At 65.8% G+C, this 17666-nt stretch carries 22 protein-coding genes; 5 read left to right on the forward strand and 17 right to left on the reverse strand.

Annotation, left to right across the window (positions count from 1 at the left end; all coding sequences use genetic code 11):
• Positions 1-136: 136 nt before the first annotated feature.
• The 15 genes from ACWENR_RS12835 to ACWENR_RS12905 form a co-directional block, all read right to left on the reverse strand.
• The gene (locus ACWENR_RS12835; protein WP_452277161.1) at positions 137-1360 is read right to left on the reverse strand and encodes a tyrosine-type recombinase/integrase; all 1224 of its coding nucleotides are present in this window, start codon (positions 1358-1360) and stop codon (positions 137-139) included.
• A 1-nt stretch (position 1361) separates the two neighbouring features.
• The gene (locus tag ACWENR_RS12840) at positions 1362-1550 is read right to left on the reverse strand and encodes a helix-turn-helix domain-containing protein (protein ID WP_452277162.1); all 189 of its coding nucleotides are present in this window, start codon (positions 1548-1550) and stop codon (positions 1362-1364) included.
• Positions 1551-1583: 33 nt separating this feature from the next.
• Entirely contained in the window at positions 1584-3371 is a 1788-nt protein-coding gene (locus ACWENR_RS12845; protein ID WP_452277163.1) for a replication initiator, read from the reverse strand.
• Positions 3371-3634, reverse strand: coding sequence for a hypothetical protein (locus tag ACWENR_RS12850; protein WP_452277164.1), 264 nt, complete (start codon positions 3632-3634; stop codon positions 3371-3373). Before ACWENR_RS12850 ends, ACWENR_RS12845 begins: the two co-directional genes overlap by 1 nt.
• The gene (locus ACWENR_RS12855; RefSeq protein WP_452277165.1) at positions 3631-4398 is read right to left on the reverse strand and encodes a hypothetical protein; all 768 of its coding nucleotides are present in this window, start codon (positions 4396-4398) and stop codon (positions 3631-3633) included. Before ACWENR_RS12855 ends, ACWENR_RS12850 begins: the two co-directional genes overlap by 4 nt.
• Positions 4395-4556 (reverse strand): hypothetical protein, encoded by a 162-nt coding sequence (locus tag ACWENR_RS12860; protein ID WP_452277166.1) that lies wholly within the window; start codon positions 4554-4556, stop codon positions 4395-4397. Before ACWENR_RS12860 ends, ACWENR_RS12855 begins: the two co-directional genes overlap by 4 nt.
• Positions 4553-4933 carry an RRQRL motif-containing zinc-binding protein gene (locus tag ACWENR_RS12865; protein ID WP_452277167.1) on the reverse strand — a complete coding sequence of 127 codons (381 nt, stop codon included), beginning with the start codon at positions 4931-4933 and terminating at the stop codon, positions 4553-4555. Before ACWENR_RS12865 ends, ACWENR_RS12860 begins: the two co-directional genes overlap by 4 nt.
• Complete coding sequence (locus tag ACWENR_RS12870) at positions 4930-5229, reverse strand: hypothetical protein (RefSeq protein WP_452277168.1); 300 nt, start codon at positions 5227-5229, stop codon at positions 4930-4932. Before ACWENR_RS12870 ends, ACWENR_RS12865 begins: the two co-directional genes overlap by 4 nt.
• Entirely contained in the window at positions 5226-5663 is a 438-nt protein-coding gene (locus ACWENR_RS12875; protein ID WP_452277183.1) for a DUF6197 family protein, read from the reverse strand. The genes ACWENR_RS12870 and ACWENR_RS12875 overlap by 4 nt, the downstream gene beginning before the upstream one ends.
• Before the next feature lie 85 nt (positions 5664-5748).
• The gene (locus ACWENR_RS12880; RefSeq protein WP_452277169.1) at positions 5749-5958 is read right to left on the reverse strand and encodes a hypothetical protein; all 210 of its coding nucleotides are present in this window, start codon (positions 5956-5958) and stop codon (positions 5749-5751) included.
• Entirely contained in the window at positions 5955-6821 is an 867-nt protein-coding gene (locus tag ACWENR_RS12885; protein WP_452277170.1) for an FtsK/SpoIIIE domain-containing protein, read from the reverse strand. The genes ACWENR_RS12880 and ACWENR_RS12885 overlap by 4 nt, the downstream gene beginning before the upstream one ends.
• Before the next feature lie 87 nt (positions 6822-6908).
• The gene (locus tag ACWENR_RS12890; protein ID WP_452277171.1) at positions 6909-7844 is read right to left on the reverse strand and encodes a hypothetical protein; all 936 of its coding nucleotides are present in this window, start codon (positions 7842-7844) and stop codon (positions 6909-6911) included.
• 106 nt (positions 7845-7950) lie between these two features.
• Positions 7951-8133 carry a hypothetical protein gene (locus tag ACWENR_RS12895; RefSeq protein ID WP_452277172.1) on the reverse strand — a complete coding sequence of 61 codons (183 nt, stop codon included), beginning with the start codon at positions 8131-8133 and terminating at the stop codon, positions 7951-7953.
• 27 nt (positions 8134-8160) lie between these two features.
• Entirely contained in the window at positions 8161-8589 is a 429-nt protein-coding gene (locus tag ACWENR_RS12900; RefSeq protein WP_452277173.1) for a DUF3307 domain-containing protein, read from the reverse strand.
• Between the two features lie 492 nt (positions 8590-9081).
• Positions 9082-9402, reverse strand: a complete 321-nt coding sequence (locus ACWENR_RS12905; protein WP_363703437.1) for a hypothetical protein — start codon at positions 9400-9402, stop codon at positions 9082-9084.
• A 176-nt stretch (positions 9403-9578) separates the two neighbouring features.
• Here ACWENR_RS12905 and ACWENR_RS12910 point away from each other — a divergent pair, with 176 nt between their 5' ends.
• Positions 9579-10337: an XRE family transcriptional regulator gene (locus tag ACWENR_RS12910; protein ID WP_452277174.1), complete on the forward strand. Its 759-nt coding sequence runs from the start codon at positions 9579-9581 to the stop codon at positions 10335-10337.
• A gap of 4 nt (positions 10338-10341) precedes the next feature.
• Entirely contained in the window at positions 10342-10812 is a 471-nt protein-coding gene (locus ACWENR_RS12915) for an NUDIX domain-containing protein (protein WP_452277175.1), read from the forward strand.
• On the opposite strand, the gene ACWENR_RS12920 is transcribed toward ACWENR_RS12915, so the two are convergent.
• Positions 10800-11366 carry an HD domain-containing protein gene (locus ACWENR_RS12920; RefSeq protein ID WP_452277176.1) on the reverse strand — a complete coding sequence of 189 codons (567 nt, stop codon included), beginning with the start codon at positions 11364-11366 and terminating at the stop codon, positions 10800-10802. The two genes, ACWENR_RS12915 and ACWENR_RS12920, sit on opposite strands and share 13 nt — an antisense overlap.
• Positions 11367-12020: 654 nt before the next feature.
• On the opposite strand from ACWENR_RS12920, the gene ACWENR_RS12925 reads away from it, so the two are divergent.
• Entirely contained in the window at positions 12021-12917 is an 897-nt protein-coding gene (locus tag ACWENR_RS12925) for a hypothetical protein (RefSeq protein WP_452277177.1), read from the forward strand.
• On the opposite strand, the gene ACWENR_RS12930 is transcribed toward ACWENR_RS12925, so the two are convergent.
• Positions 12901-14751, reverse strand: a complete 1851-nt coding sequence (locus tag ACWENR_RS12930) for a DNA methyltransferase (RefSeq protein ID WP_452277178.1) — start codon at positions 14749-14751, stop codon at positions 12901-12903. The two genes, ACWENR_RS12925 and ACWENR_RS12930, sit on opposite strands and share 17 nt — an antisense overlap.
• Before the next feature lie 426 nt (positions 14752-15177).
• Here ACWENR_RS12930 and ACWENR_RS12935 point away from each other — a divergent pair, with 426 nt between their 5' ends.
• A complete protein-coding gene (locus ACWENR_RS12935; protein ID WP_452277179.1) occupies positions 15178-16413 on the forward strand; it encodes a DUF262 domain-containing protein in 1236 nt (411 codons plus the stop codon).
• Complete coding sequence (locus ACWENR_RS12940; protein ID WP_452277180.1) at positions 16414-17631, forward strand: MAE_28990/MAE_18760 family HEPN-like nuclease; 1218 nt, start codon at positions 16414-16416, stop codon at positions 17629-17631.
• The last annotated feature ends 35 nt before the right edge of the window (positions 17632-17666 follow it).

A 17666-nucleotide genomic window follows, 5' to 3' on the forward strand; every position in this document is an offset into this window, starting at 1 on the left:
CGGCGGGACGACGAACCCGGCAGGCGAGGAGCGTTACTTCCAGCGGAAGTGTGAGAACCGGAGGCGATCAGCGCGTTGACCTGCGACGCAGCGCCGATCCAAGGACGCGGGAACAGATTGGGCACAACTCGGCCCATCACTGCGCTACCGCCATCCGAGCGCCAGATAGGGCCGCGTCGACCAGGTTCCGCGTTCGATCGATCGCCTCCGGCCACTCCCCCGCGTACGTGTTCAGGGTGATTATCGGCGTTGCATGCCCCAGCGCCATCTGAACCGTCTTCACGCTCGCTCCGCCGTGGATCAACAGTGTGGCGAAGTAGTGGCGCAGCCCGTGATAGCCGAACCCCTCGGGTACGCCATCAACCGCTTCCACGGCTTTCTTCCACGGGTACGCCCACCCAGTTCGCTGGATCGGGTTACCCCGACCGCTCGTGAACAGCAACTTCGCCTTGCGAGCCACAGGCTTACGCGGATTCGTCTCATCGACAACGTGCACGTCGGCCGGCGGGAATAGTTCGATGTGCCGGGCGAGCGCATCGGCGACCACCTGGCCCATCTCCACGGTCCGACGACTGGTCGCAGTCTTCGGCGGCGCGAGTCGTGGCGACTTGCCCGGCGGGGTGACCAACTGCTGGACAATCCGGATCTCCCGGCGCAGGAAGTCGACGTGCTCCAGCTCCAGGCCCCAAGCTTCGCCCTGACGCAGGCCGGCGCCGGCAGCCAGGTACACCAGCGCCCCGTACCGCTGCCGGCTCGGCTTGCCCGGTTCTGGCTTGACGTTGAACGCATCAGCGAGTGCGCGCACCTGCTGCGGCGTGGGAATGAACCGCTCCGCCCGCTCAATCTCTGGCAACCGAATGCCAACACACGGGCTACGGCCGATCATCCGGTCACGTGCCGCCGCCTCGAACATACCGACCAGCACGTGGTACACGACTCGCAGTGAGGATGGTGCGAGCACCTTCGCCCGGTCTTTCACCCACGCCTGAAGATGCGACGGACGTACCTGCGCGAGTTGCATCCGGCCAAGGATCGGCTCGACATGCACGCGAAGGGTCATCTCGATGCGCGCCGCCGTCGAGTCGCGATGCAACTGGTGCTTGCGCCACTGCTCTCCGTAGGCCGCCACGGTGACCTTGCCAGCGGCAGGATCGACGTACTGGCCCCGGAAGACATCGGCCCGAGTGTTTACGTCGAACTGGTCTGCGTCGGCCCTGCGTTCGAACAGCTTCTGCTTGGGCTGGCCGGCGTCATCGACGTATCGCACCCTCCAGCGCTTCCCCCGGCCGTGCCGCTTGGAGGCTAGCCGTTTGCCGTCCGAACCACGCTTGGTCAGATACCACAGATCATCGACGGGCATCTCAAGCAGCCTGCCTCTCAATGAGCCAGGCCCGGACGTTGGCGGGGTCGTAGCGCAGATGCCGCCCTACGCGAGACGCCAGCGGGCCGACGCGACGGTGGCGCCACTGATACAACGTGGCAATGGGCACGCCAAGGTAGGCCGATACCTCCTCGACGGTCCACAGCGGTTCGATTGCCTGCCTAGCCATTGGTCGTCAACTCCTCACTGATTGTCTGGGTCGTTACGCGGCAGCCGGCACAGTGCCGACGGAAGCGGTGCTGAGCTCGTGGGCGAGTTCTTCGCGGCCGGTGGTTCGTCGCTCGCGGGCCATGGCGGCGGCGGTGTTGGCGAGGAGGGCGTCTCCGGTGGTGTGCCAGCCGACGCCGGCGAAGGTTAGGGTGCCGACGATGAGGGTGGTGTCGTCGTCGTGGTGGTCGACGGGCTGGCCGCCGGCGGTGGGGTGCGCGTGGTCCTGGTCCTCGTGCCGGCGGAAGCTGACGCGGCTGTCTCGCAGAAGTCGGAACGTCACCGAGTAGCGGCGGCCCTTGGTCAGGAAGTGGCCGCCGAAGCCGAGCATGTGCGCCCACCGCCGCAGCCGGGCGTACGGGTTGGTGCTGCGCGGTTTCGTCGGTTCGGTGTCAAGGGCGGCTTGACGGTCGGCGACGCAGGTGGGGCAGGCGGCGTATCGGGTGTGGGTGCCGCAGTCGGGGCACTCCCAGGGGTCGACGAAGCCGGGCCGGGGTCGAGGGTCGCGGGGCCGGTCGAGCAGCGGCGTGGGGGTGCCGGTGGGTCGGCCGATGCGCCAGCAGGCGTCGATGAGGCGGGCGGTGTGGTCGCCGTCGGGGTCGGCGTAGTCCCCGATGGTGTCGGCGGTAAGGCGGGTGGAGGTGTGCCCGGTGGCCTCGGTGCTTTTGGTGGCGTATTTGGCAAGGTAGCCGGCGACCAGGCCGTCGGTGACCTCACCTTCGCCGGTGGTGCTGATTGGCCGCAGGTCGACCTGCTCGCCCCAGGCGATCGGCCAGCCGTCGGGCCGGTCGGGGTGTGCCGGGGTGTGGAAGGTGATCTGTGCGGCGGCGTGTTGGAGCGCGTCGACGAGGTCGGCGACGGTGAACCCGGCTGGCGGGGGGACGATTGCGTCGGGGTTGTCTGGGTTGACGCCGTCGAGGCGGGCGATGGCGTGGAAGTGGACCGCTCCCCGCGACTGGAGTTCGGCGACCTTCCCGGGCGACAGCCGGACCGGCGGGACCTTGCGGATGTTGCCGGAGGCGGTGACGACTTCGACGCGGGGGATGCCGCGGCGACGGGCGAGCTTAGCCAGGTGGCGTTGCGCGGCTTGCTTGGTGCGGTGCCACAGTTCCCCGGAGTAGAGGTTCCAGACGACCTGGTGGTCGTGGTCGTAGCAGTCCAAGCACAGCGGCCGGCCGAGGACGGCGTCACCGGACTCGTGGCGCGCCCAGCAGACAGCGGGGCGGCCGTGCTCGCAGACGCCGGCGTCGCGGCGGGCGTGGCAGGGCTCGGCGCGGCAGTCGCAGCGGCGGCGGTTGCCGCAGGTGTGCCGCTTGACGATCCGGACGTGGACCGGCCCGAAGGACGGTGCGGTGAAGGTGGCGAACACGGCCGGGTGCGAGGCGACGGTTTCGGGGACGCCCTTGCCGCCGACGAGGCCGGCGCGCAGAAGCTGGAACGCGTCGCGTTGGTAGGTGTGGGCGCAGGACGGGCAGACGGTGGCGCGGCGGTTGCCGCAGGCGGTGTAGATGGCGGCGTCGGGCATGCCGTCGGTGTGCCGCTGGTCCAGGACCCGGCCGGTCGAGGAGTCGACGGTGAGGAGTTGGCCGGCGAGGCGGATGGGGCGGGTGCAGCCGGCGGCGGCGCGGACGTGTTCCAGCCAGCCGAAGTAGTCCGGGCGGGTGGCGCGTTCGAAGGCGGACCCGGCGGCGGTGTAGGCGTAGACGGGTGGGGTGGTGTCGGCGTTCGAGCCCACACCCCGGGCCAAGGCGGTCTGGGGTGTGAGGTCCAGCGTCGACGCCATCAGGCCGGCACCTCGGGGGTGCGGGTGGTGATGGTGCGTTCGGTGACGATGACCCGGCAGGCGCCGCATTGGCGCTTGGCCGGCTCGTGCCGGTGGCAGGGGATCTGGGTGGTGGTGTTGCCGCAGCGGATGGTGACCGGTGCGCGGCAGGGTCCGCCGGGGGTGACGTCGATGAGCGTGCGGCGGGTGTCGTAGGGGTGCCCTTCGGGGTGGGCGGGGCAGGTGTGCTCGACGTGTTCGATGTCGACGAGGTGGATGGTCATCGGGCACCTCGGGCGATGGCGAGGAGTTGCCCGGCGACGGCCGGGGCGACGTCGAGCCGGTCGGCCAGCTCGGCGGTGGTGATGGGTGCTCCGGTGGCTTGTTCGTGCTGCACGGCAGCGAACCGCGCCATGGGCAGCAGGTGGGCAGGGACGTCGACCGGCTCAGAGGCCGGGGCGGTGACGGGTTCCGGCTCGACGACGGCCGGCGTAATGGTCGGCTCAGCCGCCGGGGCCGGCTCTGCGGCCGGTGTCGGGGCCGTTTCGGGTGCGGGGGTGATGGCAGCCGGCGGTGCCGGTTCGGTGGTGACCTGCTCGGCCACCTGGACGCGGATCGGCTCGACCGGCTCGGCGGCCGGCGTGGTGTCCTCCGACCGGGCCGGGGTCGGAGCGAGAACCAGCTTCACCAGGGCCATGAACGCCAGTGCCGGGACGGCGGACAGGAGCCATCCGGACGGGCCGGGTTTGGCGACCGCGAGTTGTGCGGCGAGGGAGAGGCCGGCGGCGGCGATGAGTAGGAACAGCGGGTAGCCGATCGGCGCGCCGGTGCGGCGGCGTCGGCGGATGGTGAGTAGGGCGGCGATGGGGACGAGTTCGGAGATGACGGCGTTGGCCCACCCGAACCATGCCCCGGTTCCGGCGGGTGAGTTGGTGAGGGTCCAGTCTTTGACGTGGGTGAAGGAGGCGGCTCCGGCGAAGCCGGCGACGGTGAGGAGGATGAGGACCAGGACGATGCCTTCCAGGCGAGGGCCGGTGGTGGGCTTCACTGCTGGTCACCGCCGTTCGGGTTGGGGGCGGTCCAGCCGCAGACGTCGCAGGTGTGGAAGCCGCAGTACTGGCAGCAGTCGCTGCGGTCGGTGGTGGTCAGCGCGGTGTGGTCGGCGCAGTAGTAGTCGCCGCAGGGGCAGGGGGCAGGGGCGGTCATTGGGGGCCTCCGTGGCAGTCGAGGCAGCAGCCGTAGCGGCGGGGGATGTAGTAGGGCTGGATCAGCCCGCAGACGCGGCAGGTGCGGCGGGCGCGGAGTGCTTTGGTGATGGCCTCCCGCTGGGCGGGCGTGGCGACGCGTTTGGGGGCGGCGAGGTCGAGGCGGTAGAGGTAGGCGACGCGTTTGCCGCGCCGCCAGAGGATCTGGGCGACCGGGTCGTGTCCTCCGGGTCGGAGGCCGGCGGCGCGCAGTTGCCGGTGGGTGGCCAGGCCGGCGGGTGCGGTTTGGTAGGGGAAGGTGGGGAACCCGTAGCGGGTGCCGGTCGGGTCGTAGAACTCGACGGCCAGACCGGTGGGAGCGTCGGCGAGGGCGGTCATGGCTGGCCTCCCCAGCGCTGCTGGGCGGCCTGACGGGAGATGCCGAGGCGGGAGCCGATTTCGGCCCAGGAGTAGCCGAAGGCCCGCAGCCCGATGACGGCGTCGGTGATGGCGTCGTCGAGGTTGGCCGACAGGGCGACCAGGTCGCGGAGGGCTTCGACGTCGCCGGTGGCGACACGGCGGCCGTGGGCGCGGATGATGCGCCGTGCGAAGGCGGCGAACTCGTCGTTCTCGACGACCTCCCGACGCCGCTGTATCGGGGGGACAGGCGTCAAGGACTTCTTGACGGTGCTCATCGGTTCTCGCCTCCCTGGGTGTGGAGGCGGTCCCACTCGTCAGCAGCCGCCAGGAGGGCGGTGATGACCTGCTCGGCGGTGCGGGTCGGGTCGTCGTTCCACGAGTAGGGCGAGGTGTGCTCGTCGAGCAGGTAGCCGTCTTCGTCGACGTGGAAGACGGGCGCGTAGTCGTCGAGGTGGTCGACGAGTGCGGCGATGGCGCGGTGGTAGGTGTCCTCGTCGGCCTGAGTGAGCAGGACCGGGTGAAGGAGAGGGCGGCCGGCGGCGGCCATGCCGATGGCCCCGACGGCGCAGGCCGGCGGGGTGAGGGTGTCGGTGGTGGTGTAGTAGGTGCCCTGGTGCCAGCCGTGCCGGCGCAGGTAGAGGGCAGCCATCCGCAGCAGGTCAGCGGGCGTGACCTGTACTGCGGTGGGTGGGTTGTGGGTAGCCTTCATGGCAGCCATGTCCTTTCGGTAGGGCTGGTTGGTGGTCGGCAGGACCAGCTCTGCTGGCAGGCGAGGCTCTGGTCCTGTCGGCCGGTTATTGGGTGCGCAGCCGCAGGTAGCGGCGGTGGCGGGTGTCGTTTGGTCCCATTTGGTGGGGTGCGGAGACGTAGACGAGCCGGCCCGTCTGGGCGGCGGCGTGGAGCATCACGGCGAGGTCTTCCGGGGTGCCGACGATCCACAGTTCGGTGTATTGGGCGGCCCGCTGGTTGCTGGCGCGGGCGTAGGCGCGTTCGCGGGTGGTCATACCGCTACCTCCAGGTCTGCGGTGGGGGCGGTGGTGGTGAGCGGGTTGGGTCGGCGGATCCAGGCGGCGTAGTCGGCGATGCCGGCGATCTGGCCGTCGGTGAGGTAGGCGACTTTGATGCGGCGGGGGACGCCGCCTTCGGCGATGAGGTAGGCCGCGCCTTGGTTGGTGGGCTGGATGTCGGTGGCGGAGTAGCCCTGCTCGGCCCAGCCGTGCCCGAGCACGATGTTCGAGCTGTTGGGGGTGGTGCAGCGGAACGCGGCCCGGTAGCCGAACAGGTCCCGCAGCGACGTCGGGATGATGTCGAACGACGGCCGCTGGGTCGCGGCCACGACGGGGATGCCGGCGGCGCGACCCCGGGCGACGAGGTCACGCAGGAGCGCGACGAACTCTTCCTGTTCCTGCTTCGATCCGACGGTCGCGGAGTAGAAGGCGATTTCGTCGACGAGGACGGTGATGACCGTCAAGTTGTCGAGGGCGGTCAGCTTGCGGCGCCCATGGGCGCGGAGCCAGGCGTAGCGGTTGTTCATCACCGTCTGGAGCCGCCGCAGGACGGCCAGGGCTTCGGTGATGTCGGGGCCGATGAACGCGTCGGCGCAGTCTTCCCACTGGCCCAGCTCGACGAGCTTGCCGTCGAGCAGCACGAGGCGGGAGTCGACGGACAGGGCGGCGTGGGCGGCGATGCAGTTCAAGAGGCCGGACTTGCCTCCGCCGGGTTCGCCGCCGGCGAGGAGGTTGCGGTAGGCAAGGGTGATGTAGACGGGCTGACCGAACTCGTCGATGCCGACGAAGATGGGGTCGAACATCGACAGGCCAGGCCCCACCGGAACCCCCGCAGCGGGGGCAGGTGCCGTGGTGGTCATGAGATGCCCTCCTTGGGCGAGAAGTGGGCGCGGGAAGCCACACGAACGAGCCGCAAGCAGCTCCCCGCGTCCGGTTGGTGGGGTGGGTTAGATCCAGTCGGAGACGTCGTCCTCGGGCGTCGAGGACGTAGCCGCGGGCTTGCTGCCGTTGGCGGTGGTGGCCGGCTTCTTCGCGGCCGGCTTGCCCTGGGTGGGCAGGGTGATGGTGGGTGCGTCGACGTCGGGCAGGTCCAGAGCCGTCGGCAGAACCGGCGTCGGCCGGTCGGCGGCCGGGGTGTCCGGGTTGATGACGTCGACCAGCGGGGAGCCCACGTTCGCGGTGAGGACTTCGCGGCGTTTGATGTCGAACCGCAGGTAGGCGGAGTTGCCGTCCGAGGCCCGCTCGACGAGGGCGGTGGAGGCGTGGCAGGCGACCGCGATGCGGTCCAGACGGCCTTCCAGGTCGGCCAGGGACAGGCCGGGGCGCAGGTAGATCCAGACCCGCTCGCCGACCGGAGTGGGCTTGGCCCACAGGATCAGCGGCAGGCTGCCGGACTGGTTGGCGATGATGAACTGCGCGAAACACATGCGCAGCCGGTGGCGGACCACGAAGCACCAGGACCAGGCGACCACGGCACGGCGGGTGACGGGGATGGCGGCGGGAACGCCGACGACCACAGCGACCACCACGAGGGTCACCGGGCCGGTGGTGTGGTTGACGAGCTGGGTCCAGAAGGTGATGGCGGCGGTGGTGAGCACGATCTCGGGAAGCCACCACCACAGCAGCCGCAGCACCGGCCACACACGAACGAGGACCCAGGCGATGCCGCCGGTTGGGACGCCGATGAGCGCACCAACGATGAGGGCGACGATGGGGTGCATGTAGGAAGCGGCCACCACGGCCGAAAGAAGGCCGACGATGACCGCCGTCAGGATGAACGCCAGGCGAGCTTTCCTGGCCGAAGAACGGTGAACCTTGGCCTCGATGACCGTCACCGTTCCGCTGCCGCGTCCAAAGGTGCGGCGAGGGCTAGACTTGGACATGACACGTCCTCCCAAGCGATTGGGGTGGATGGGTTGGAGAGCACGGGGTCGGCAGGTGTAGGAGCCAGTACCGGCCCCGCGCTCGATTTCCTGAGCTGACCGGGTGTCAGCGGTTACGCAGTTGCTGGGCGATCAGACCCATGCGGATGCGCTCGTCCTCGTCGAGGACGATGACCTCGTTGCCGGCGCGCTCCAGGTCGCGCTTCTGGCGGTCGATGTGCTTCGGGTCGGCCTTCACCTCGTGGGATCGGCCGTTCGGGTCGGTGGCGAAGATGAACTTGCGGGCCATGACGTGGCCTCCTTCGTGTACGCGGGGTTAGAGACAGGCGACGAGCAGGGCGGACACCCACAGGCACGCCGAGTGCAGGGACTGATCCGCCAGGTACATGCCGCAGATCGGCGACTGCCGGTCGGCGAAGTCGGGGCTGCCGGTGTGGATGAGCAGCCAACGCACCAGCCAGCGCCGGTCGAGCAGCGCGTGGGAGACAGCCGAGAAACCCAGGCCGACGCTCAGGCCGAGGGCGGAGACGGGCAGGTCCAGCGCGACGATGGTGATGGCCAGCATGACCACCACCACGAGGTGATAGGCCAGCACGTGACCCAGGAGATGACGCCAGCCGTGCCAGCCCGGCGCGGCCTTGTGAGCGGCTTGCTTGTCGGACTGGCCGAACACGTGATCGGCCACCTGATGGCCGGCGGAGAACGTCGCCGCGACCACGGCGAACACGACAGCGGAAATGAGCATGACAACCACTCCCAGCGTGTGGGCAGACGGGTTGGAAGGCAGGCAGGGCCGGCAGGCGTAGGAGCCAGTACCGGCCCCGCGCTCGAAACGTGGCTAGAACGTCCGAAGCGACTTCGCCACGACCCGGCGACCCGGCAGATCACGCGCGATCTCCCGCTTGGCCCAAAGGACGTGAATGTCGCACACCAGGTAGCTGTAGGTCGTGCCCTCGGCCTTGACCTCACGGTCGGCCCTGCCAGAGCAGACGGGGTGCTGGCACAACATGTGCATGACGAACCTCCCCTTTCACGAGACAGCGACGGCCAGGGGCCGGCAGGCATCAACGCCAAATGCCGGCCCCACAAGCCAGTCAGGAAGGGCAACCACGGGTTGCCAGGGCCGGGAGAGTAGGAGCCAGAAACACTCCCGGACCAGTCAGATCAGATCAGCGAACCATCAGGCCGCATCGGTCGAACAGACACCAGAGCTTCAGCAGCACAGTGAGCGATGAACCTACTTAGCCGCCGAGTTACCAGCCTTCGGCTTCAGCGAGATGGCGCGGAACGCGACGCCGTTACGCCCGTTGGTCGCCCACGGGATGGCCTCCAACTGCTCGACAGCGACGAGCTGTCCCACCGTCACGCCCGGCTTCTCACCCGCCGTGGTGATGGTGATGATCTCGCCGCCGGTCTCGTCGAGAACGAAGACCTGGGTGGACCACATGGGCCGGCCGGTGTTCTTCTCCGACCGCTGGTTGCCGTTCTGGTCGTTCTTCGGCTCCGGGTCCTTCGTCACCTGGACCTGCTTGCTCTGGGTGTCCACGTACAGCTTCACGAGATACCTCCTGGGTCTTGGGCCAGTTGTTGAGCTTGTCCCCGGTGGACTCTTGCTCGTGGCCTCTGTGGATAAGGCTCTCGAAAAGACGAGGACGGCCCGACCGATGGGCTGGACGACTATGGGACGTCTCGAATAACATCTACTCGTCCCTAGTCGTCCCTTGGGGAGGGTCCATGCCGAACGACCGGCTACGCGATGCGATCCTGCGCAACGGCCTCACGCCCGTCATGGTGGCCGACAAAATTGGAGTCGATCCCAAGACCGTCGAGCGATGGATCACCCAGGACCGCACGCCGTACCCACGTCACCGGCATGCCATCGCAGCGATGGTGCGGGAGGACGTGCCGTACCTGTGGCCAGACGCGGTGACCCCGGAGAAAGCGTCGAGGATCGGGCAGAGCGAATTGGTCCAGCTCTACTCCCGGCGCTCCTCGGTGCCGTATGAGCTATGGCACCGCCTGATTGAGCGGGCGGAGAAGCAGGTTGGCATCCTGGCCTACGCCGGCCTATTTCTCGTGGAGCAGGACCCAAGACTTATCGACACCTTGCGACAGAAGGCCGCCAACGGCGCCGAGGTGACAATCCTGCTCGGCGATCCCACCAGCCCGGCGATCGAGCGAAAAAGCGTCGAAGAGGGGGCGTCGGGGGTCATGGTTGCGAAGATCCGACAGGTTCAGCAGTACTACCAACGGCTCGACGGGGCACCGGGGGTGAAGGTGCTCTACCACGACACAACCTTGTACAACTCGATCTACCGTTTCGACGACGAGATGCTGGTCAACATGCATGTGTTCGGCTTTCCGGCACCACACGCGCCTGTGATGCACCTCCGCCGGCTCAACGGCGGAGATCTGTTCGGCACCTACGCTGACAGCTTTGACCGGGTCCTGTCCGCCTCCAGGCCACAGCCGAATCACGAGGTGGCAGCCTAGGAGCATGGCGAGAACCGAGCACTACCACGACCCGAACGCCCCGAAGGCCAACAGCATCGTCGTGGCGGTCTCCGTCTTCGTTCGTGACGAGCACGGCCGGGTGCTGCTCATCCAGCGAACCGACAACGGTCTGTGGTCTTTGCCCGGCGGCGGCCAGGAGATCGGCGAGTCAGTGGCGGAGACGGCGGTTCGGGAAACCCAGGAGGAGACCGGGGTCAGAGTCGACGTCACCGGAATGGTCGGGGTCTACTCCGACCCCGCTCACGTCGTCGCATACTCCGACGGCGAGGTGCGACAGCAGTTCTCGCTCTGCTTCCGTGCCGTACCGGCCGGCGGCGAGCTGACCCCGAGCGACGAGTCACGCCAGGTGCGGTGGGTGGCTCGCGACGAGCTGGGCGCGCTCAAGATTCACCCGTCGACCCTGCTGCGCATCACCCACGGCTACGAGGACCGTCCGCAGCCCTACATCGGCTGAGCAACACTGCCGGAAAGCCGGCGCTGGGTTCGTTGCACGGCGGCGACCATCTCCGGTTCCGCCCGGCGGATGAACCGGGTGACGAGGTGTTCCGGCCCATAGCGCGATCGGATTTCAGCCAGCCGCTCCAAGACCTCGAAGTCCTGCCCGTCCGGTCCTGTGGTCATATCTGAGAAGCAGAGCGCGTCAGTCACCGCGGTTTCCTCCCGAGGGAACTCAGTAGCCAGGACCTCGCCCAGCCCGCGCTCCTCCGCTTCCAGCCACGCGCACGAGTGGTGCGCCACAAGAGCGGCGATCCGCTCGTCGAACTGCTGACGGCGCAGCCAGCGGCCCCCATCGAGGGAGTGGAAGCCGGTATCGACCAATCCGGGGCTGTAGCCCACGTCGTGCAGCCATGCCGACGCCACCAGTACCGCGCGATCCTCTACCGGCACTGCTGCCCTGATCTTGTCCGCCTTGGCGGCGACCGCCTGGACGTGACTCCACCGGCGAGGCAGCGGGACTTCCAGCAGGCGTCGCGCAACTTCCCGGGCGGTATCGACGAGGGCGGCCATGCCGCCAGAGTACGGAGAGCCGCCGGACAGCACCATCCTGCGTCTATTCCCCGACGGACGAGGCCGGCCGGCTGCCGGCGATGTGGTTCAAAGTTTCTGTACGTCTTCAAGGCGGCCCGCAACGGGCCGCACGCGCCGCCGCCTGGGCGCGCGTCGGCCGCTGCCGCTGTCGCTCTGCGGCCGTCACGCCTGATGCCCGGCGGCTAGCGCGGACAGCGGGAAGCCCGGAGGGCCGCCGAAGAACGAAAGGCCGTTGACCGGTGAGGTGGTGGGCCGGCAGCCGGCCGGGGCGCGGCGGCCGTCGCCGCCGCGCCGTAGGGCGAGTCGCCGCCGGCCGTGGTGGGGATGCGGCGCGGAGTGTGCGGGGCCGCCCCTCCAAGGTCAAGGGCGCTTCGCGTCGCTGCGCGACGGCCCTACGGGCCGCCCTTGACCCCGGAGCCTCTGCGACCCCTCGGGCCGGCGTTGCCGGCAGGCCAGGGCCTGCCCGGGTTGCACGCGCCGCATCCCCACCACGGCCTCGTCGCGAAGGCTGCGGCACGTCAAGCCGTTGTTGACGTCCAAACGGATGGTTCCCCACCCTGGTACGTCCCCCCACAGTGGCCCGATCTAAGGCAGGATCAAGCCCTTGTAGCCACCTGTCGTTGAGGGGGAAACGTGACAGTCCCAGTGGGCACGCCGTCACAGCCTCGTGATCTTGCAGCCGCGATCTTTGCCGCACTCACTGAGGAGTTCTTTGACGCTGACGGGGCGCCTATTCCGTTCCAGCTCCGAGACAAACGAAACACGCAAGATGATCCGGTTGACGAGTTGGTAGGCGAGGTGCTTCGCCGCCGCCTTCCCGATGGGATCCTCGTCTTTTCGTCCGGCAAGCCCCTGGTCAGTCCAGACCTCGTTGTAGCTCGGCCTGAGGAAACCAAGCTGTTAATAGAGGGCGGCGCTGATCTAGATGCCAGACGGATCGTCGCAGTCGAGGTAAAGAAGGTCAATTCCGACGCCGCTGGCCGCGCCGCTCGCTCGACAGGCATTGACTACAATTCAACCCCGCCCTGTTCTACCGTCAAAGTCGAATCATCAACCGGCCGACTCCTGCGGGTCCCAGCATTTTACTTGTTCCTTCTCCTCTGCCCTGACGCTGAGAGAACGATAGTCCGCACTTTGGCTCTAGTTGCCGGAGCCGTCCTCAATGAAGACACTAATCTCTATGATGAAATCACTGGCATCAGGAAAAAGAGCATCGGCCTGGGCACTTTCGGTGATGGCTTGGACCGCCAGCGTCCCATGTTGGTATTCGCCAACCCATTGGGGTGGGATTGGCTGCATGGCAAGGCAACCCTGCTGCATCAGCGCGAAGACCTAGCTGACGAGCAGGACCTCGTACGGGTGCGCGAAGTCAAGCGATACGCCGCCGACGGATCTCCACACACCTTTTGGTGTTACCAGTCGAAGCATTCTGGAGCGAGTGTGTATGTAAAGGCAGTTGATCCCTTTCCCACTCCGAGTAAGAGAACGACCGAAACGACCCCTAGGGGCAGGTTCAGGATCGACCTTTAGGGCTTCGGGAGACAACACCTAGCTCATCACAAGCCTGCTGGGCGGCGTCGCTAGCCTCGGCCATGAGTTGATCGATACTTGCCGTGCAAGCCGGGCTAGTGTACGCCGCCATGACCGTCCCTCTTACGACGGACTGAACATCACTCCAGCCGACAGTTACCCCTGCCTCTTGGCATTCCCGAAGCTTGGTTACGACATCGGCGACGGTAGGAGCCCATCCAGGACTTGCCTTCCGGCACACAACGATGGCATCAAGGTTTGACGGGTTGGCAGCACCTGACTTTGGAGCTGCGACACTCATCTCGCCCTTGATCGGCTGAATGGCGGTTACGACGAGACCAGCGTTCCGTAGCGCCGCAACCATTGCAGCCCATCCCGCAGGGCGAGCTTGATGGAACGTGAAGGCAAGAAGACCATCATCTTTGAGGACGCGAGCGCACTCACGCCATACCGCCTCAATGGCCTTTGCGAAAACCGATGGATCGGCAGACTGCACCTCGCCAGGCATCCGAGTGGTGGTAAAGGTCGCCGGGTAGGACGAATACGGCCGAATCTCGCGGAGCCACGAGTGAAAGAAGTCAGCTAGTTCTGAGTAGTAAACGTTATCGAAGTACGGAGGATCGGTGACCACCAGGTCCACGATGCCGTCGTCTAGAGCCGTATGTGACGACGAACTAGAAGAGAGAAGGACCCGGCCCGACTGGTCGGGTCCGTCTTCTTGGCAGGCGTCTAGATTCGCACCGAATGACGGGGAGATCCCGGAAACTCGCCCAGTTTCAACCAGGTCGTATGGGGACTCCTTATATTCAAGCGCCCTCAGCAACCTGCTCTTAAAGAGAGTTGAAAAGGACCCCGATGAGGCAGGTGTTCCCCAAGGGTGAGCTTCAAGCGGCACGCGCTCTGGCTTGAGTACGTGATGCGAGAACATGTGCCGGACCGCGCCGGTACCTTCACCCTTGTACGAGCAAAACAGGTTGTTGAATTCGAGCACACCGGAGAACAGGGCTGCGAGGGCTTCCCGCTCCGGGCTTTGCGGAAGATCGCGGATAGCCGCCCCGAGCAAGCCCAGGCAATACAACTGGCGAGAGTTGAAAAACTGCTGCCAGGTCTTGTACCCCCACTTGATCGCCTGCCGAGTGTTGTGGCCATTTTCGAGCCTACCCGACGGCAAGACAAGCTTGTCCGCGTTGTCTCCTAGAAGTTGCTCCGAGCGGCGATACAACTCCAAGTCGAAGTCCGAGATTGCCTCATAGCGTCGGGTTCCGTCGCTTGCCAGCACCAGCTTGGCGTACATCCGCTGCTTGGGCGCCTGACCGTTCAGCGCCTCAATCACCTTCGTGCTGTGGCCGGCGGAGCAGGTCATAGTAGCGCCGGAGACAGGGCCTTGAAATGCTCCCGACCAGCCACAATCCGAACAGGCAAAGGAATCTTGGGCCGAGAGATCTACGGTAACAACCGCGTGGCACGAAGGGCAGGTTGCACGAGCAGTTGGGTACCGCCGGGGATAAGCATGCTGTGCAAATACGTAGCGAGTAAAGAGTTCGACCGCCGGCGCTTCATCAGGACACGACGGGCAGACGGCAGTGGAGACCCAGAAATAGTAGAGGACCGGCTCTCCAGCTTCCGTGACGTGCAGCGCGTCGATGTCGGCGCGGACCCGACCCTCTACTTCTCGGTATGCCGCTGCGAGAGCGTTCGGATCCCATTTCGCGAGCGCCTGGCGCTGCACCAAGGTTGCTACCGGGTTGATATCGTAACCGATCACCTGGCAGCCCATCTTTACTGCCTCAACGAGCGTTGTCCCAGAACCGGCGAACGGGTCCAGCACGGTCACTTCGGGGTGAAGTGTGAGGGAGCGGAAGGTGGCCTCTGCCTCCTCCCTCGAAGCGGTGAGAGCGGACGCCAGGATCCCCCGGAAGACGCTTCCCAGACGCTGGGCCCACCACTTGTGGGTGTGAGTTGCCGGGCGATGCACTTCCTTGCGCCAAGCCTCACGCTCGGCCGCGGCAGACACAAGACGCGTCGGGAAGTCCAGCTCAAGCGCGGTCGGAAGCATGAGACGCAGTCTTCCAGATGGCCTCGCCGCAGCGCGAGCGGGCACGCAGCCCTGGTGCGCCCAGCTCGGCAGACCGCCGAGATCGGTAGCCACGGTGCGGGCAGACGCAAGCGCACGACCTTCCCGAGCCTGGTGCAGTCCCCGTAAGCTCAGGCGTCGAGCGCCCGCTCTACAAGGGAGAGCGAGACAACGCGGAGGTTCAACATGTCGCTGGACGACCTTCCCACGTTGGTGGAAGGTGAGCAAATATCGTCGCACCAGATTAGAAGAGCCAGCATCGCAGGCGACGTATCAGACGAGGACCTGAACGAAAAGTACGTCCGCGGCGACGTCCGGATCGTTGTTGAACAAGCTCGCTACCCATTGAAGCAGGTCTCAGATCTAGTCAAGTCAGCCGACTACGACTTGCAGCCCGACTTCCAGCGGCGACCGCGATGGAGCAGGGAACAGCAGTCCAGGCTGATTGAGTCCTTCATAATGAATGTTCCTGTCCCGCCGGTCTTTTTATATGAAACGGAATACTCACGCTACGAGGTCATGGATGGGCGGCAACGGCTTACTGCAATCTCCGACTTCTATGAGGGTCGCTTTGAGCTCGAAGGGCTTGAGCATTGGGCCGAATTGAACGGCAGGCGCTACGACAGTCTTCCCGAGCAGGTGAGGCGCGGGATTGACAGGCGCTATCTGTCTTCGATCGTCCTCCTCCATGAGACTGCGAAGTCTCCAGAGCAGGCGGGACGACTGAAGCAACTAGTGTTCGAGCGCATCAACACTGGTGGCGAGGACCTGTCGCCGCAGGAAAAGAGGAATGCCCTCTTCCCAGGCGAACTGAATAAGCTCTGCATTCGTCTGGCCCGGCTGCCGTCACTTTGCCAGATGTGGGGCATCCCATCGCCAACCGAGGACGAAGATCTGGGTAATCCCAGCTGGCAGCCCCCTCCAGAACTGGCCGACCACCCGGCGTTCAAAAGGATGGAGGATGCCGAGCTCGTCCTACGCTTCTTCGCCCATCGCCAACGTCGTCAGCTCTGGCGTAGCGGGATGCGGCTCGACGAATACCTGAGCACCTACCTGCGGATCGGCAACCAGTTCCCGGCGCCAACTATCACCGCACTCGAGGAGGTGTTCACCGCTACCAGCGATCTGGCTTACGGTGTGCTCGGGAATTCTGCATTTTGGCTATATAGGGAGCGCAGGGGCGCTTGGAACTGGGTCGCACGTCCCACCCTGGTTGCATACGACTCGCTCATGTGGGCGTTCAGCCAATTGCTCGACAAGAAGGACGTCCTGCTAGACCGCGCCCAGAGAATCGACGACGACCTGGCGAGCTTCTACATGGCGAACTATGCGAAGTTTGATGGCCGGCGAGTCAACGCAAGTGACCTCCAAGCAAGGGACACGGCGGCCCTTGCTTACCTGCGCTCCTTTTGCGAGGGCTAGGTGGACCTTGCGACCCCGGTCTTGCAAGCGGATGAGGGATTCAAGGAGACGCGCCAGCTGATCCAAATGGCGGCACATCTGCTGGACCTTCGGAAAACCACAAGCGTGGCGTCGACAACCGCTGAACTTCGGACCATATTCCGGATCGCCGCCAGCAACGGCTGGCGGCGACAGGTGTACTCTGCTGTAATTGTTCAAGCCTACGCAACGCACGAGAGATTCGTGCGAGAGCTCGCGAAAGCCGTTGGCGATTTCCTTACCGAAACCTATGCGACTTACGACGATCTTCCTCAGCGGACCAAAGACGAGCACATGAAGCTGGCGGTCCGCCGACTTCAGGATGTCACCGAACGTGGGCATTCCAAGGACGCAGTGGACCCGCAGACCATTCTGAGTCGCCTAACCGCGTGCCTAGGCGGGGGACTGCAGTTGAACTTAGATGTGCTTGTACGCCATCCGGCAAACTACCGCAGCGGCGTCGTCGAGGAGGTCTTTGCGCGCTTTGACGTCGATGTTCGCACTTCCTCGTCGCGAGAAGATCTATCGGTACTCGTGGGTGGAGTACTGAATGGTGTACATGCCTCAGTCGAAAGCGTGGTGGACGACCTAGCCGACCGGCGCAACCAAATAGCCCATGGTGGACTAGTCGACGAGATCCTAGGGACAGAGGACTTGGCAGGCACCGTAGATGCGGTCGCTGGTTACGACTTTTGGCTGGCTCGCCATGTCGCACACAGGCTCCTGTCGGACCTGATAAACCGTAACGGCACTTGGCTTGCAGATGTCGAGCACACCTGGACCAACCAGGATACAGGAGTCCGCTCGATAGCAAGGCTAGTCGACGTGGCTGCCAGCCTCGCTCGAGGTGACGTCATCTATATCCTCTCCTCCCAGGCCGAAGGCGCTTCGTCATGTTCTGTTGTCAGCATCCAGGTGAGCAATGAGCCTGTTGAAGTAGCCAAGCCCGGCGAAGGCCCCTTCGGCGTCGACTTGGGTCATGTCGTCGCCAAGGGAGCGAGGATCTACACGTTAAGCGACAGGTGGAAGTCGCTAGCGAACGCCTTACGACGTGTCGCTGATCTGGCACCAACGTCCGAGCGAGAACCCATCACTGCCCCACAGCTTCCAGGCCCGCGCGAGCCCGAGGCACCGCACGGCGCTAGCCCGTGTTTCGTAAGGGCCGTGTTGGGCGGTGAGGTGGGCCCGGCGTGGCGGTGATCGCTAAAGGTTGAGGTCTCCGGTAGATCGGTTAG

The organism is Micromonospora sp. NPDC004336, assembly GCF_053602615.1.

Coding starts and splice junctions, on each gene's coding strand:
- ACWENR_RS12835 (WP_452277161.1), bottom strand. CDS start 1,360: ATGCCCGTCGATGATCTGTGGTATCTGACCAAGCGTGGTTCGGACGGC.
- ACWENR_RS12840 (WP_452277162.1), bottom strand. CDS start 1,550: ATGGCTAGGCAGGCAATCGAACCGCTGTGGACCGTCGAGGAGGTATCG.
- ACWENR_RS12845 (WP_452277163.1), bottom strand. CDS start 3,371: ATGGCGTCGACGCTGGACCTCACACCCCAGACCGCCTTGGCCCGGGGT.
- ACWENR_RS12850 (WP_452277164.1), bottom strand. CDS start 3,634: ATGACCATCCACCTCGTCGACATCGAACACGTCGAGCACACCTGCCCC.
- ACWENR_RS12860 (WP_452277166.1), bottom strand. CDS start 4,556: ATGACCGCCCCTGCCCCCTGCCCCTGCGGCGACTACTACTGCGCCGAC.
- ACWENR_RS12865 (WP_452277167.1), bottom strand. CDS start 4,933: ATGACCGCCCTCGCCGACGCTCCCACCGGTCTGGCCGTCGAGTTCTAC.
- ACWENR_RS12870 (WP_452277168.1), bottom strand. CDS start 5,229: ATGAGCACCGTCAAGAAGTCCTTGACGCCTGTCCCCCCGATACAGCGG.
- ACWENR_RS12875 (WP_452277183.1), bottom strand. CDS start 5,663: ATGAAGGCTACCCACAACCCACCCACCGCAGTACAGGTCACGCCCGCT.
- ACWENR_RS12880 (WP_452277169.1), bottom strand. CDS start 5,958: ATGACCACCCGCGAACGCGCCTACGCCCGCGCCAGCAACCAGCGGGCC.
- ACWENR_RS12885 (WP_452277170.1), bottom strand. CDS start 6,821: ATGACCACCACGGCACCTGCCCCCGCTGCGGGGGTTCCGGTGGGGCCT.
- ACWENR_RS12890 (WP_452277171.1), bottom strand. CDS start 7,844: ATGTCCAAGTCTAGCCCTCGCCGCACCTTTGGACGCGGCAGCGGAACG.
- ACWENR_RS12895 (WP_452277172.1), bottom strand. CDS start 8,133: ATGGCCCGCAAGTTCATCTTCGCCACCGACCCGAACGGCCGATCCCAC.
- ACWENR_RS12900 (WP_452277173.1), bottom strand. CDS start 8,589: ATGCTCATTTCCGCTGTCGTGTTCGCCGTGGTCGCGGCGACGTTCTCC.
- ACWENR_RS12910 (WP_452277174.1), top strand. CDS start 9,579: ATGCCGAACGACCGGCTACGCGATGCGATCCTGCGCAACGGCCTCACG.
- ACWENR_RS12915 (WP_452277175.1), top strand. CDS start 10,342: ATGGCGAGAACCGAGCACTACCACGACCCGAACGCCCCGAAGGCCAAC.
- ACWENR_RS12920 (WP_452277176.1), bottom strand. CDS start 11,366: ATGGCCGCCCTCGTCGATACCGCCCGGGAAGTTGCGCGACGCCTGCTG.
- ACWENR_RS12935 (WP_452277179.1), top strand. CDS start 15,178: ATGTCGCTGGACGACCTTCCCACGTTGGTGGAAGGTGAGCAAATATCG.